Raw genomic sequence first — 12,650 nt, 5'->3', positions numbered from 1 at the left:
AACTAGTCCATCCTCTGAAACTGTGTGTCGACACATCCTCGGAGAGTAGATGTGTGCGGGCCTTCTCAAAGACGATCTCGAGCTTAGATAAAATCTGATGGCGAGTTATCTGCATTCTGACTTCGTTTCTCCGGAAGCAATGGCGTGTGTTGTTCGAATATCAGCGGTTATGCTGAGAACTGCCCCTCAATCACGAGTAGGACCGTACTGACGCTATCTGGGTGCTGGAACAATATGAGGGACTGTGCAAATTCGTCTCGAACCCGCGACGGCTTCTTATCCCGAAGACGTATACTGTCGACCGAATACCCGATGTTAGAACTCTATCGTCTTCCCGGTTGTCCGTACTGTGCGAAGGTCGAGCGGAAGCTCAACGAGCTCGGCCTCGAGTACGAGCGACACAACGTCTTACCGTTTCGTTTCCTTCGTTTCGAAGTGAAATCCGTCAGTGGTCAATCTGGAGTTCCCGTTCTTGTCGACCCGGAACACGGTATTGATGGGATGGCAGAAAGCGACGATATTATCGACTATCTCGAAGAGACGTACAACTGACGTGACCCCTTTGTTCAGTCGAACGAGTCTGTCGTGGAGAGCGCTCCTTGGAGCATCGTAAATGACCCTGTCGTCACTTGTATTCATTCTCGTCGCACTCATCTTCACCGGACTGTGGTACTGTCTTCAGCAGCGGGATGTCTCCGTGTCTCCGGCGGTAATCACTGCGGTGGTCCCGTGGTTCGCTATCGTCGGTGTGGGCGTCGCCGTAGTTCGTTCGACACGTTCCGTCGGGTCGTCTGGGCCGTCTCTCTGGAGTCTGACAATCTACCTGTCGACAGGTGCACTCATCACTGCGCTCTGGCTCGTCTTCGACGGTCTCGGAGTCGAGAACCGTCCACGATGGACTGCGGTCTTCGGTGTGGTTGCGGCGGGTGTCGTCGGGGGTCTAAGTCTACTCACTGTGGGCGAGTTTTCGACACGAGTACTGTTCTGGAACAGCGTCGCAGTCGTCCTGGCAGTTGGTGTCGCCGCGCTCGTCACACAATTCGTGTTCGCCCATAACAGACATGACCAGCGATGGCTCGGTGCGGCCGTGCTCTTCGCTCACGTACTCGACGCGACGACGACAGCCGTGGGTCTGGAACGACTCGGAATGTCTGAGCAGAATCCGATTTCCGCATCCATCATTCACATCGGTGATTCGGTTGGTGTCCCAGGAGTTGGCCTGTTTCTCCTCATCAAGACTGCGGTAGCAGTTGCTGTCGTCTCGTTACTTACTGATGACACAGTTGGACCCCGGCTGGATACCACTGCATTTCTCGTCATCGCAACGGGTGCCGGGCTGGTTCCGGCCGTCCACAATCTATTCGCCTTCGTCTTTAGCGTTCGATGAGGAGTTCACCCGCTACGACCGGAGAGTTGTGAATCATTTTGAAAAACTATACCCTAACAGACAATCTCCCTCGGTGAAGTCGGGGAACCACCCAATCTCGACTCAATCGTTCGCTAAAGCGACTCCGCCCTCGGCGTTCTTCGACCGGAGTGCACGCCAGTACCCCTGAGCATATGCTCCGATGAACATCCCTGCGATTCCCCAGAGAATCTGGTAATTACCAATCCCGAGACTCGCGTAACACGCGCCCGGACACATTCCTGAGACTCCCCAACCGACTCCGAAGATGGTACCTCCGATGATGACGTATTTGTCCATCGATTTCATGCGACGCGTGTACCGATCTCCAGTGAGGGGTGCTCTGTCGAGGAAAGCAGTCCCGATGAAAATCGCAATCGCGATAACGAGTGCTGCGCCAAACATTACGAGCAGGAGGCCGAGGTCGTCTAATTGGAGGAAACTTAGCACGATCTCTGGACGAGCCATCTGGCTGTAAGCGAGCCCGAAGCCTTCGACGAGCCCACCGAGGACAATTAGAGGAATGAACAGTGGGTGACGGTTCGAATCGCTCATCAGGGGAACACCCCGGTCGTCTCGACGAGTAGTGCAGTCACTATCGCAACTCCGACGAACGTAACCACGTTGATGAGCGACACACGAGACCCAGACCCGAGCCCACAGACCCCGTGGCCCATAGTACACCCCTTTCCAAGTCTAGTCCCGATGCCGACGAGAATACCGCCACCGAGTAACCGCCACCACTGTACTTCAGTCACCCAGATGCCTGGGTCGAGAACAAGTTCGTAGAGCGCTGCTCCGGCGATAGTACTCAGCGTGAGTGCGACGCGCCAGTCACGTGAACCGACGTAATTTGGCGTGTTGAACCGTGGCAGGTCCGAAACGTACGAAAGGGATGTCTCGAGAAACGTACTGTTACCTGCAGTAATCGCTGTACTGAGGTAGATTATCGCGACGCCGAGACCGATAGCGAGTCCACCAACGAAGTAGTGGGTTGTTCCTCGAGGGAACAACTCCACTGTCTGCAGAAGTGTGACGTCGAACATATTCAGAGTCCTCTCAGCGGTGAGTTGGTGTCGCTGCGGGTCGCGTTAGATATAGACTCAGTAGTTGTCATTTTGCATCTCCCGGCGCTCACTTCGGACACTCGAACAGTCAATTATCGACTGCCCAATATCCGACCGATATTGGACGCTCATGACCCAGTATCGGCTAAGCACGAATATATACTCTGTTCGGGTGTGCACTCTCCCTGAACGCTCGACTGTGGGTTTTTATTAATACCATCAGTATTGGGATTTGTGTCCAACACTATAGCCGACCACGATGTTACAGAACGCCTTGATGTCTCCGGACTAAACTGTCCGATGCCCGTCGTCAAAACCAAACAAGCCACTGGGGGACTCGGTGTCGATAGCATTCTCGAGGTCACCGCGACCGATCCGGGGAGTATGAGTGATCTCTTTGGATGGGCTGACAGCACCGATGGTGTCGAACTCCTCTCACAAGTAGAGGGAGATGGCGTGTACACACACTACATCCGAAAAACGGAGCAATGACAATGGATAAAATTGGGATAATCGTCTCTGATGACAGTCCGAAGAATCTCGCGATGGCCACGAATCTCGGCCTCACTGCACTCGCGACCGATATGGAGGTACTCGTGTACTTCACATTCGACGGGCTGACCCATCTGATGGAAGGTGAGAAAGACCTCTCTGAAATCGAAGCGTTGCTAGACGCTGGGATGCCAAACCCGTACGATCTGCTGTCTCAGTTCGTAGACAGTGGAGGAGAACGCGTGACAACTGTTGCATGTACGACGACACTCGATATGCTCCAGTGGGACCAAGAGGCGATGGATGACGAAGTGACGACCAAGTTCGCGGGGGCCGCAACCTTCCTCGAAGCAGTAGACGACGCTGATCAGGTGTTCACCTTCTAGCGAGAAGGCCACCAACAAGATTCAGTGATATCGAATGTCGAGAGACTCTCATGCGAAAATCCTCGACATCAGGTGTCCAACAGGTAACCACGTTACGAATAGGTTGACGAATCCTTATGGGTTACCAAGTGTAATCTACTATCGTAAGGGAAGTTACTTCCCGAACAGATGGTGACTCACAATGACGCTTGATACCGAAGACAAAACCACACGATTCCCCTCGCTCGGCGTTGACGCGGTGTCCTTAGACCGATACTCGGACGTTCGAACTGCTGAGGGTGAATTAATCATCTACGACGAGCAGGCCGAGGATGGGTGGATACAGAGTACCCGCTGGGACTCTGCTGATGCAATGGTGTGATTTTTCGTGGGCTGTTGCTGTACGTTCGTGATTTTGGAACAGTAAGTAACTACTCGTAAGTTAGTTTCTATGAGTAACTATTATGCTCTCGAAGACCGAATCATCTACTATGTCAAATGATACCGAGCCGGAAGAACCGGTTGGGAAGCTCGAAGTATGGTGTGCTGGAAAAGAATGGTGCCCAGTGACGACGACGTCGTCGCTCATCTGTAAGAAGTGGCACCCAGTAATAATCCACCGCCTCCTCGAACACGGCCCGAGCGGATTTAACGAACTCAAGGAGAACGTGGACGGTATTTCGAGCAAAGTTCTCTCCGATAGTCTCGAAGACCTCGGCGAGAAACAACTCGTCGACCGAGAAATCATCAGCGAGAAGCCGTTCAGAGTGCAGTACTCACTCACCCCTCACGGTGAATCACTCGAGGAGATAATTTACGCTATGCAAGAGTGGGGTCTCGAACACCTCACTGAACCGTCCGAGAAGTCCTCGTCGCTCGTCTGATTAGATTTTTTGTGGCTTGTCCCTGTTCACTTGGGAGAACCGACGAAACGAACAACTAAAGAGAGATGACTTTTCTGACGCCGGGGCTCACTGTGAACTATGAACGTTAGGCAAGTCATCCCTCGGGACGCGATTCCCAGCATCGACGACCCAGAGTTCGACACTGACTATGCTGGCGACGGGACAGACGAGGTGGTCGTAGTCGAAGGTGAACCTGCAAAGGCCTACCCTGTCCGCATACTCAACTATCACGAAGTCGTCAACGACGATGTCGATGATATCCCACTCGCTGTGACGTGGTGTCCACTCTGTGGGAGTGCAGTCGTCTACGAACGACGAGTTGGTGACCGGACACTCACCTTCGGTGTCTCTGGGAAGCTTGCAGACGACGACCTCGTGATGTACGACCGAGAGACAGACTCGGAATGGAAGCAGTCTCTCGGTAACTGTATCAGTGGTGAACTCGAGGGTGAATCGTTGTCTGTTGTTCCCGCGTCGCTAACGACGTACGCTGAGTTCGAAGACGCGTACTCAGACGGAACCGTCCTTCAGCCCACGGTGGCGAAGAGTGAAGCTGCAAGTAAAACCGACGAACCCGCAGAGATAGACTACGGCACTAATCCGTATCAGGGCTATTTCGAGACAGATGGATTCGGACTGGGTGCTCACAGAGGCACTGGTCAGCAGCGAGAGTGGACCCGGACAGACCTCGATCCAAAGACTGTCGTCTTAGGGATAGAGAGTGGCAACGACGCAGTCGGGTTCCCACTTCCACGAATCGAAGAAGCAGGTAGAATTGTGGTCACAACCGTGGGCGATAGAGAAGTCGTCGTGGTTTCGACACACGACGGACTACACGCATTCGAGAACCCACCCTTCGACCTTGACGTGACTGACGACGGACGCCTAGTTGGTGACGGCACGCACTGGACAACCGCATCCGGTCAGAGTGACGATGGCTGTTCCCTTACGCGTGTCCCTAGTCGTCGACTCTTCGCGTTCGCGTGGCAGGACGACCACGGCGCAGAGTCATTTTATAAATAGTAAGGCGAGCACGTCAGAATCTCGAACCTGTTGACATCCTCCTCCTACATTGACGGACCATCCGGCATCGATTGGTCGGAAGTCTGGCCAACAGAAGACTCGTAGGTCATGATTAGGCCACTTGCTAGCATGATGAGGGCGATAGCGACCATCCCTGCATCGAACCCCATCCCCCCCGTCGTACTCATTCCTGAGTTCATGCTGTTCATCCCTGTGTTCATTCCTGTGCCCATCGTTGATGAGTTAGTGCTCATCAGTGCTTGATTTCCGAGCATTACGATCGAATAGAGGAGCATCAGTGGTCCTCCCGCACGACCGATTCGAGAGACGAGCGGTGTGAGAAGTGCGACACCATGCAGGACCACGATGACACCGACGAGAGCCATCACAGAGTCGGTGGTTGATGTCATATCGAGACTCATTGCAATCGAGTAGAACCCGGAGACGAGCGCGATTGTCGCACCGTATAGACGAGTCGAAGACCAGTTGGTATCCATCGATTGAACGTTGAACGGTGAATTAATTAGTTCTAATTCGCTTTGGCAACTCTATTGAACGCCCGGTGAACTGTTCTGGTGCAGTGACGAGTCCAGTTCCTCCAATGCGATATCGGGGTTCAACATCGCCGGAGAGCACCAGTGAGAGGGATGAATGACGGAAATCTATGACGAAAGTCGTGGTTTCTCTCGTCTGTTCTCTGTGAAACCACCGTGGCGAACAGGCGTATGTTTGTAAAGGTACCGCGGTGGTGCACGAGATTACCTAACCTCCTACCATTTATGTATGGTGTTGAATGAAGAAGTTATCTTCCATGGTCGGCGACGACGACACTCCCTACTCTGAGTACGTCCGATATCGAGAAACGGTGCAGCACAAAAAACTGATTTGTCGCACTCCAGTGAAAGTTCCGTTCGTGAGAGGGGTAGTCTCTTGAACGGGTCAAACTCAGCTGTTGATTTGAGGTGACCTACTCGGTGACGATAGCGTACCCGATAGCGACTGGGAGTGCGTAGAGAATGTGTCCGACGAGGCTGACAATAGTTCCTGGAATGGCAGCGTTTGGGAACGGTGGGGCTGCGGGGAACCCGACAGCAGAGAGCCACAGTGGCATCACGATCACCGCGAGTAAAACAGTCGTGACAACTCCGTATCCGAGACCGAGAAGTGTCGCACCGCCGATGCGGGACGCACTAGTCTGGAGGAAATCGGTCTGCACGATCGCGACGTAGGCTATTCCAAGCACGACACCGTGGAACTGGTGGATTGTCCAGCCGGTGAGTAGCGCTGGACCTTCGATTCCATACATTGCAGGAATCACTATTTCGAGAAGCGGTGGGGGCATCACGTACTGCATCATGAGGCCGAAAATCACACTCCCGATGAACCCTCCCACGATTCCAGAAAGCCATTGCTTCGACTGTACTCCATCGACTGAGGTTGCTGATGTCGTTCTCGCTTCCATCTGTTGTCCTCCGTCGTTGCTATTGTTTTTCGGTCGGAATAAATCACTATTTGAGTGATAAGTAAGCCGGTTACCCGTCGGTAACTGGCTGGCCTGTTTTCTCGCTTGAGCTCTGTGTTGCTTTCTGTATTCGCTGCAAAGATGGTTCACTTCACTATAATCGGCGCTTTCCGGGTTGTTTGCCAACCCAAAATGAACTGCACTATTACGAATCAACGGAGCATAAAAATGGATAGAAGTGTGGGGAACCACCAGTACCAAGGGATTTGTGTGATGTGGGGTGTCTCTGAAGCTGGTGCGGTGCTGTTATGTTTCCCACTTCGTGTGACGGGAAGACTGTACTGTTCGCGTGTACAGCCCTTTGGGGAGTCTGCCACCTTCAATGGCCGAGGAGCGTTGGCACGGGGAACGGTACTGAAGCTGGGCAAACTCGCCACCAGGTAGAACGGCCGCTATCCAGATATACCTAAGGTGAGCCGACGGTAACCGGCCCTGTTCGCTACTGTGGTCGGGTTGCACGGTCGAGGTGGGCTTTTGTCCTGTACTGACGATGTACCGCTGTAATGCTCGTTGTACATGCGACATTCCCAATCGATCCAGACAGACGCACAGAAGCGCTTGAATTGGTTGGTGAGTTAGCAGAACATTCGAGAGACGAGGATGGTATCATCGACTATCGAGTTGCGACCGACGTCGACGATTCGAACGTCTTCCGGTTTATCGAACAGTACGAAAACGAGGCTGCGTTCGCCGCACACGCGGAAACGGACCACTTCGAGACGTTCGAATCTGCACTCCCAGAGGTGTTAGCTGGTGAACCGGATGTCACTCAATTCGAAGTCGAGTCGGCGACTGCTCTCGAACTCTGAGCTGATTTGTTTTCAAAAAGGCGTCACTCTCGGTAGATGTTGTGACTACTATTCGGGGTCACGCACCCATGTCGTGTTCTTCTTTTGCGTGAATTTTCAGCTCCTCATCGGTGTCGAACGTTGCTCCACACATTCCACATTCGTGGGCTTCCTCGTGTTCGTGCTGGTGCTCGTGTTCGTGGTCGTGGTCGTGGTTATGGTCATCTGCCATATGTGAGCAATAAGGTTCCGGAGTGTATTGAAGATGCGCTGAGAGGTTCGTTACTGAGTTACTCTCGAGTAACCCTCAGTTGAGAGTCGCACCTGAGCCACAGAGGCACCCTACGAACACTATCCGAATCATCTATCGAACGCACGGACGACAGCTTCGATATTGGACTCGCTATCTGGGCCTGTCGCTTCCCACCGATATCGGACTTGTCTAGTTTCGTCGATTGCAAACACTGTCCGTCGAGGTATTCGACTGTGCCCTTCGGTTGGCTGTAAAGAAACGTCGTACTGTGAGGCAATGCGACGGTCAGAGTCCGAAAGCAGAGCAAAATCGAAGTCGTGAAGTTGGTAATACTCTCGATGACTGAATACGGAGTCAGGAGAGATACCGAACACAGTGACGTCAGACCGGATATCTACCCACCCGAAGTCCCGAAGTGTGCACAAGTCTTCAGTACACGTCGGGTGGAAGTCGAACGGGTAGAATACGAGCACTGCACCGCCGTGTTCGAGCGCATCTGAGAGCCGGTAGCTGGTTATGTTATCGCCATCTGTTCCTGGAAGTTCGAAATCAGGTGCCGTGGATTCTAAGGGGAGCATGTATAGTCTCTCACTTCACGATGAGTGTATTTCATTCAACTATGTCTTTACGAACCGAAACACCGGCTGATATTAAATATAATACCGACTGTGTAAGCCAATTACACGCCTGCAAAACGTTAGTATGGCCGATATCGACCGTGATATTCGGACACGAGTATTCAAACAGACGTCCGTTTTGAGTCTACTCAATGAGCAGCGTTCGAGAACTAGGAGACTTCGTCCGTGGCCGCTACGCAGTGAAGCTTGGGCTTGCTTTCCTCGTAGTGGTTGCATTAATTGTTGGGTTCGCAGGTGTCGTTCACGTTCAGACGTCTGAGCAACTTCGAGAAGACGTAGAAGCGGACCTGGTAACGACTGCAAACGTTCGAGCGGCTGACCTCGACACCTGGCTCGCCGCAGTAAAGACACAAACTGTTGCAACCTCCGACGACGTTGCCGTACAGTCCGGCGATGTTGTCACGGTCCGAAGACACCTTTCGTCGATGGTGCAAACGGGTGCAGTTCCGGATGGTGTCGTCGCGATTCACTATCTGGATACGAAAACGGGGACACTCGTCACGAGTACCAACGACGATCTCGTGGGCGTAAATGCTCGTGAGATGGGTGCGCCATTCGCGACGGACCCGCCGTCTTTCAGTAGCCCTACCGACGTCTATGTCTCTGAACCCTTCCGTGTCCCTGTGGCCGAGTTCCCGGTCGTCGCGGTTGTCTCACCAATTCCGAACAGCGATGGGAAGGCGTTGGTGTATATGGTCAACTTCGCTGCTCGAACCGAATCATTCACACAGGCAGTCGACGGCGGAGCCACGCTGGTCGTGAACGAAGATAACCGATATATGGTCAACCCAGAGCCGCCGAAGATTTCGACAGAGATCGCAGAGTCGGAGAAGGCAACTCAAACAGCCGCTGGAGGCGAATCGTTCGTCGAAGGCGAGACGATGCTCGCCTCAGCCGCACAGATGGACGAAGCACCGTGGACTGTCGTCGTTCGCGTCCCACGAGAGAATGCGTACGCACTGGGTCACCGGGTCACGGATTCGATTCTGGCCTTTGCGGGACTCACCCTCGTCACCCTCGGAATTATCGGTGCTGTAGTCGGACGTGATGCCGTCTCGTCACTCCGCGAACTTGAGTCGAAAGCGACAGCAATGGCAGACGGCGACCTCGACGTTTCGATGGAATCGACCAGGAAAGACGAGTTTGGGTCGTTATTCGCAGCCTTCGACTCGATGCGGGATTCTCTCCGAGCGACAATTCACGAGACGACTGCGACGAACGAACAGTTGGTAGAGAAGGCTGCTGCGTACGAACGGACGATGAGCGCAGTCGCAGACGGTGATCTGACCCAGCGTGTCGACGCGACGAGTTCTAACGAGGCGATGGCCGATATCGGCGAGGCCTTTAACGCGATGATAGACGAGGTCGAAGGAACAGTCGAGGACGTAATTCACTTTACGAACTATGTCGCGAGTGCGACCGTTCGGGTCAACGACGGAGCAGACGAGGTTCTCGACACCAGTAAATCGGTCTCGGCTTCGGTCGGCGAAATTTCGGATGGAGCGATTCAACAGACAGAACACCTCCGTAGCGTCGCTGGAGAGGTACAGTCCCTGTCTGCATCGGCTGAGGAAATTGCGGCCACAGTCGACTCTGTCGCGAAGACATCTAAACAGGCGGCCGAAGCTGGAGACGAAGGGAGATCTGCGGCTGAGGCTGCAGCTACGGAGATGAACGAGATCGAACGCGAGACTGAACAGACTCGAAGTGAGGTCGAATCACTCGCAGCAGAGATGGAGGAAATCGAAGATATAACTGAAGTCATTACCTCAGTCGCTCAAGAGACAAACCTCCTCGCGCTGAATGCGTCTATCGAAGCAGCACGAACAGGGGAGGCAGGTGAAGGATTTGCAGTCGTTGCTCAAGAAGTCAAAAACCTCGCTGAGGAGACCGCAAACTCTGCAGAAGCGATAGAGAACCGAATCGACCGTATCCAATCACAGACCGGAGAAACCGTCGATCGAATACGGGAGACGTCGAATCGACTCGGGAATGGTGTCGAGACTGTCGAAGCGGCGGTCGAAGATCTCGAACAGATCGTCGATTACGTCGAAGAGACTGACGTGAGTATCCAGGAAATCAACGATGCCACCGCTAATCAGGCTGCCTCTGCAGGTGCGGTTGCAGACATGGTCGAAGAAATCTCCGGCATTAGTGAAGAGACTGCCAGTCAATCAGAACACGTCGTTTCCGCTGCGGAGCAACAGACTGGAACGATTTCCGAAGTCACTGAAGCGTCGACAGACCTCGAGAGCCGGGCGCAAATTCTCCGTTCAGTTCTCGAAGAGTTTACGGTGTCGGATGCGACCCTCTCGTCGACTAATCATATGAGCGCCAACCACGACTCGATTCTCGACCGTAATGGCGAGGGAGTGAGCTCCACCCGTTCGAATTGAGACAAAAACTCCACCGTTAGGGTGGTTAGCTTACCACCCGACGGAGGATGTTCAAACGCCGAGTGCTTCTGTCAACTCGAAGAACGTCTCGATAGTGAGGTTGGGGTCATCACCAAACGTCTCCCAGGGTGAGCCCTTACGGTCGACCCACACACCTTGCATCCCTGCGTGTTGCGCCCCCATGATATCGAACCACCCTGCCGTGACGTGTGCGATCTCGTCGATAGGAGTGCCAGTCCGTGCAGCTGCGTGTCGATACAATTCAGCGTCAGGTTTGAATGTTCGAACTTCGTCAGCGCTGATTGTGTCGGTGAGTATGTCTTCGATATCCGCGTGTTCGACCATCGAATCGAGCATCTCAGGATTCCCGTTCGAGACGACGTAACACTCGTACCCACCATCTCGGAGACGCTTGATCCCGTCTCGAACGTCGTCGAACACGTCGAGTTCGTGGTAGACCGCGAGAATCTCGTCTCGTTCCTCGGTTCCGATCTCGACGTCGTGGGCGTTGAGCGCGTACTGTAACGCATCTCGATTCATCTCGTAGAATGGTTGATACGCGTCGGTTTGGTTCGCGACGAATGTGTACTCCAGAGAACGAGCTCGCCACAGCTTCGAGACAGGCTCTGGGTTTGAGACACGAGCAGCCAGCGCCTGTTCTGCGGCGTCTACGTCGACGAGCGTACTGTACGAATCGAAGGTCACCGTCGAGACACGATATGGGTCAAACGACATCCTGTTTTGGTACGAGTGTCCCCATCTTAGTTTTCCGGTGGCAATGCAAGATACTCGAACAATCGGACGAGTCGATCTGGCCTTGCCTACTTCGAATTCACATACAGAATGCCGAGGATCACGACCAGAGCAACCTCGGTTATCTTCGAGAGTGCAGCAAACACGTCGCCAGTCAAATGAGCGATGACGTTTTCCAGTGGGGAAAGCCCGTGGAGAAGTGGTTCACGACCAGGAAGGAACCCTCCGTGACCGGTGAAATGCCACGCAAAATAACCGACAATGTACGTGACTGCGAGAAGAATTCCTGCGAAGTAATATGGTCGGATGTTGGGTGCATTTCGGCTCAGTGAGAGGCCGACCAGTAACGCAACTCCGGAAAGAACGAACGCAGCAGGACGCGGGTCAAAAACGAGTAGCCCAGGGTCCGCACTGAGAATGGCGAACAGTTTGAAGAGACCGTGATCCGGACTCAGAATGTGATTCCCAGCGACGATGACTGTGAGCGCTGCGCCGATATATGAGAGCCCCCGCGTCGGGCTTTGTTCCTCCCCCCACGTTGGTTCAGAACTGTCTGTTGTATCCATCTACACCGCAACTGTTCCGTTCATATACTTCAACATTGGCAGCAAGTGCAACCGACTTACACGGACAGTTATCAAATTATTCGGTTCGCCCCGTGTAGTGCGATTGCACACACGCACTACCGATATTACCAAGTCCACCGTTTTGGGGATTAGATATTGCAATGAAAGCCGCGCTACTGAGGGGACAACAGTCCGTCCACCGAATCCAAACCCCCGGTTCAGAGATATGGCCCTGACGAGACGAGAAGTATTTGAGTACCTTGCTGAATCAAGTAGTGCCACACCGAGAGAGACGACCACTGTCGGGTCACTTGCGTCGGCACTCGACACCGATAGGCGAACTGTCGAGACCCACCTTGATGCACTCGAAGCGTGTAATCTGGTACACAATCGGTCGAACGGTCGAGTTCGAGTGACGATTACAGGAGAAGAACTTCTCGAGATCGACCCTGCTGAGATCGTCGTCATCGATGCGTG

17 protein-coding genes are annotated in these 12,650 nt (G+C 53.5%); 9 read left to right on the top strand and 8 right to left on the bottom strand.

Annotated features, from left to right (window positions below):
- Positions 1-312: 312 nt before the first annotated feature.
- Together KU306_RS17220 and KU306_RS17215 are read left to right on the top strand one after the other, a co-directional pair.
- On the top strand, positions 313-552 hold the full coding sequence (locus KU306_RS17220; protein ID WP_258303529.1) for a glutathione S-transferase N-terminal domain-containing protein: 240 nt from the start codon (positions 313-315) through the stop codon (positions 550-552).
- Between the two features lie 61 nt (positions 553-613).
- Positions 614-1,387, top strand: coding sequence for a DUF63 family protein (locus KU306_RS17215; protein ID WP_258303528.1), 774 nt, complete (start codon positions 614-616; stop codon positions 1,385-1,387).
- Positions 1,388-1,489: 102 nt separating this feature from the next.
- Here KU306_RS17215 and KU306_RS17210 read toward each other — a convergent pair whose 3' ends face one another.
- Positions 1,490-1,960 carry a DUF6691 family protein gene (locus KU306_RS17210; RefSeq protein ID WP_258303527.1) on the bottom strand — a complete coding sequence of 157 codons (471 nt, stop codon included), beginning with the start codon at positions 1,958-1,960 and terminating at the stop codon, positions 1,490-1,492.
- Positions 1,960-2,451, bottom strand: a complete 492-nt coding sequence (locus KU306_RS17205) for a YeeE/YedE family protein (protein WP_258303526.1) — start codon at positions 2,449-2,451, stop codon at positions 1,960-1,962. Before KU306_RS17205 ends, KU306_RS17210 begins: the two co-directional genes overlap by 1 nt.
- A gap of 321 nt (positions 2,452-2,772) precedes the next feature.
- Here KU306_RS17205 and KU306_RS17200 point away from each other — a divergent pair, with 321 nt between their 5' ends.
- The 5 genes from KU306_RS17200 (at position 2,773) to KU306_RS17180 (ending at position 5,257) form a co-directional block, all read left to right on the top strand.
- Positions 2,773-2,964, top strand: a complete 192-nt coding sequence (locus KU306_RS17200) for a sulfurtransferase TusA family protein (RefSeq protein WP_425499552.1) — start codon at positions 2,773-2,775, stop codon at positions 2,962-2,964.
- Positions 2,961-3,350: a DsrE family protein gene (locus KU306_RS17195; RefSeq protein WP_258303525.1), complete on the top strand. Its 390-nt coding sequence runs from the start codon at positions 2,961-2,963 to the stop codon at positions 3,348-3,350. Before KU306_RS17200 ends, KU306_RS17195 begins: the two co-directional genes overlap by 4 nt.
- A 181-nt stretch (positions 3,351-3,531) precedes the next feature.
- Positions 3,532-3,711 carry a hypothetical protein gene (locus KU306_RS17190; RefSeq protein ID WP_258303524.1) on the top strand — a complete coding sequence of 60 codons (180 nt, stop codon included), beginning with the start codon at positions 3,532-3,534 and terminating at the stop codon, positions 3,709-3,711.
- 109 nt (positions 3,712-3,820) lie between these two features.
- Positions 3,821-4,213, top strand: a complete 393-nt coding sequence (locus KU306_RS17185; RefSeq protein WP_258303667.1) for a winged helix-turn-helix transcriptional regulator — start codon at positions 3,821-3,823, stop codon at positions 4,211-4,213.
- 99 nt (positions 4,214-4,312) lie between these two features.
- Complete coding sequence (locus KU306_RS17180; protein ID WP_258303523.1) at positions 4,313-5,257, top strand: DUF3179 domain-containing protein; 945 nt, start codon at positions 4,313-4,315, stop codon at positions 5,255-5,257.
- Between the two features lie 44 nt (positions 5,258-5,301).
- On the opposite strand, the gene KU306_RS17175 is transcribed toward KU306_RS17180, so the two are convergent.
- Both KU306_RS17175 and KU306_RS17170 read right to left on the bottom strand, forming a co-directional pair.
- Positions 5,302-5,457 (bottom strand): hypothetical protein, encoded by a 156-nt coding sequence (locus KU306_RS17175; RefSeq protein WP_258303522.1) that lies wholly within the window; start codon positions 5,455-5,457, stop codon positions 5,302-5,304.
- Between the two features lie 767 nt (positions 5,458-6,224).
- Complete coding sequence (locus tag KU306_RS17170; protein ID WP_258303521.1) at positions 6,225-6,719, bottom strand: hypothetical protein; 495 nt, start codon at positions 6,717-6,719, stop codon at positions 6,225-6,227.
- A 563-nt stretch (positions 6,720-7,282) separates the two neighbouring features.
- Here KU306_RS17170 and KU306_RS17165 point away from each other — a divergent pair.
- Complete coding sequence (locus tag KU306_RS17165; RefSeq protein ID WP_258303520.1) at positions 7,283-7,588, top strand: putative quinol monooxygenase; 306 nt, start codon at positions 7,283-7,285, stop codon at positions 7,586-7,588.
- A gap of 58 nt (positions 7,589-7,646) precedes the next feature.
- Here KU306_RS17165 and KU306_RS17160 read toward each other — a convergent pair whose 3' ends face one another.
- Together KU306_RS17160 and KU306_RS19085 are read right to left on the bottom strand one after the other, a co-directional pair.
- On the bottom strand, positions 7,647-7,799 hold the full coding sequence (locus KU306_RS17160; RefSeq protein WP_258303519.1) for a hypothetical protein: 153 nt from the start codon (positions 7,797-7,799) through the stop codon (positions 7,647-7,649).
- A 128-nt stretch (positions 7,800-7,927) separates the two neighbouring features.
- The gene (locus KU306_RS19085) at positions 7,928-8,398 is read right to left on the bottom strand and encodes a redoxin domain-containing protein (protein ID WP_425499549.1); all 471 of its coding nucleotides are present in this window, start codon (positions 8,396-8,398) and stop codon (positions 7,928-7,930) included.
- Positions 8,399-8,589: 191 nt separating this feature from the next.
- On the opposite strand from KU306_RS19085, the gene KU306_RS17155 reads away from it, so the two are divergent.
- Complete coding sequence (locus tag KU306_RS17155) at positions 8,590-10,854, top strand: methyl-accepting chemotaxis protein (RefSeq protein WP_258303518.1); 2,265 nt, start codon at positions 8,590-8,592, stop codon at positions 10,852-10,854.
- 51 nt (positions 10,855-10,905) lie between these two features.
- Here the strand turns inward: KU306_RS17155 and KU306_RS17150 are convergent, their stop codons facing one another.
- Entirely contained in the window at positions 10,906-11,589 is a 684-nt protein-coding gene (locus tag KU306_RS17150) for a haloacid dehalogenase type II (protein WP_258303517.1), read from the bottom strand.
- Between the two features lie 86 nt (positions 11,590-11,675).
- Positions 11,676-12,173, bottom strand: a complete 498-nt coding sequence (locus KU306_RS17145; protein WP_258303514.1) for a hypothetical protein — start codon at positions 12,171-12,173, stop codon at positions 11,676-11,678.
- Between the last annotated feature and the right edge of the window lie 477 nt (positions 12,174-12,650).

It is taken from the genome of Haloferax larsenii (genome assembly GCF_024730625.1).
In the GTDB taxonomy this organism is placed as follows: Archaea; Halobacteriota; Halobacteria; order Halobacteriales; family Haloferacaceae; genus Haloferax; species Haloferax larsenii.
This window is presented reverse-complemented; position numbering and strand designations above follow the sequence as displayed.

Excerpts from the sequence above, each read along its gene's own strand:
- KU306_RS17220 (WP_258303529.1), top strand. The coding sequence starts at position 313 with ATGTTAGAACTCTATCGTCTTCCCGGTTGTCCGTACTGTGCGAAGGTC.
- KU306_RS17150 (WP_258303517.1), bottom strand. The coding sequence starts at position 11,589 with ATGTCGTTTGACCCATATCGTGTCTCGACGGTGACCTTCGATTCGTAC.
- KU306_RS17145 (WP_258303514.1), bottom strand. The coding sequence starts at position 12,173 with ATGGATACAACAGACAGTTCTGAACCAACGTGGGGGGAGGAACAAAGC.
- KU306_RS17195 (WP_258303525.1), top strand. The coding sequence starts at position 2,961 with ATGACAATGGATAAAATTGGGATAATCGTCTCTGATGACAGTCCGAAG.
- KU306_RS17165 (WP_258303520.1), top strand. The coding sequence starts at position 7,283 with ATGCTCGTTGTACATGCGACATTCCCAATCGATCCAGACAGACGCACA.
- KU306_RS17180 (WP_258303523.1), top strand. The coding sequence starts at position 4,313 with ATGAACGTTAGGCAAGTCATCCCTCGGGACGCGATTCCCAGCATCGAC.
- KU306_RS17200 (WP_425499552.1), top strand. The coding sequence starts at position 2,773 with ATGCCCGTCGTCAAAACCAAACAAGCCACTGGGGGACTCGGTGTCGAT.
- KU306_RS19085 (WP_425499549.1), bottom strand. The coding sequence starts at position 8,398 with ATGCTCCCCTTAGAATCCACGGCACCTGATTTCGAACTTCCAGGAACA.
- KU306_RS17185 (WP_258303667.1), top strand. The coding sequence starts at position 3,821 with ATGTCAAATGATACCGAGCCGGAAGAACCGGTTGGGAAGCTCGAAGTA.
- KU306_RS17205 (WP_258303526.1), bottom strand. The coding sequence starts at position 2,451 with ATGTTCGACGTCACACTTCTGCAGACAGTGGAGTTGTTCCCTCGAGGA.
- KU306_RS17210 (WP_258303527.1), bottom strand. The coding sequence starts at position 1,960 with ATGAGCGATTCGAACCGTCACCCACTGTTCATTCCTCTAATTGTCCTC.
- KU306_RS17175 (WP_258303522.1), bottom strand. The coding sequence starts at position 5,457 with ATGAACTCAGGAATGAGTACGACGGGGGGGATGGGGTTCGATGCAGGG.
- KU306_RS17155 (WP_258303518.1), top strand. The coding sequence starts at position 8,590 with ATGAGCAGCGTTCGAGAACTAGGAGACTTCGTCCGTGGCCGCTACGCA.
- KU306_RS17190 (WP_258303524.1), top strand. The coding sequence starts at position 3,532 with ATGACGCTTGATACCGAAGACAAAACCACACGATTCCCCTCGCTCGGC.
- KU306_RS17160 (WP_258303519.1), bottom strand. The coding sequence starts at position 7,799 with ATGGCAGATGACCATAACCACGACCACGACCACGAACACGAGCACCAG.
- KU306_RS17215 (WP_258303528.1), top strand. The coding sequence starts at position 614 with ATGACCCTGTCGTCACTTGTATTCATTCTCGTCGCACTCATCTTCACC.
- KU306_RS17170 (WP_258303521.1), bottom strand. The coding sequence starts at position 6,719 with ATGGAAGCGAGAACGACATCAGCAACCTCAGTCGATGGAGTACAGTCG.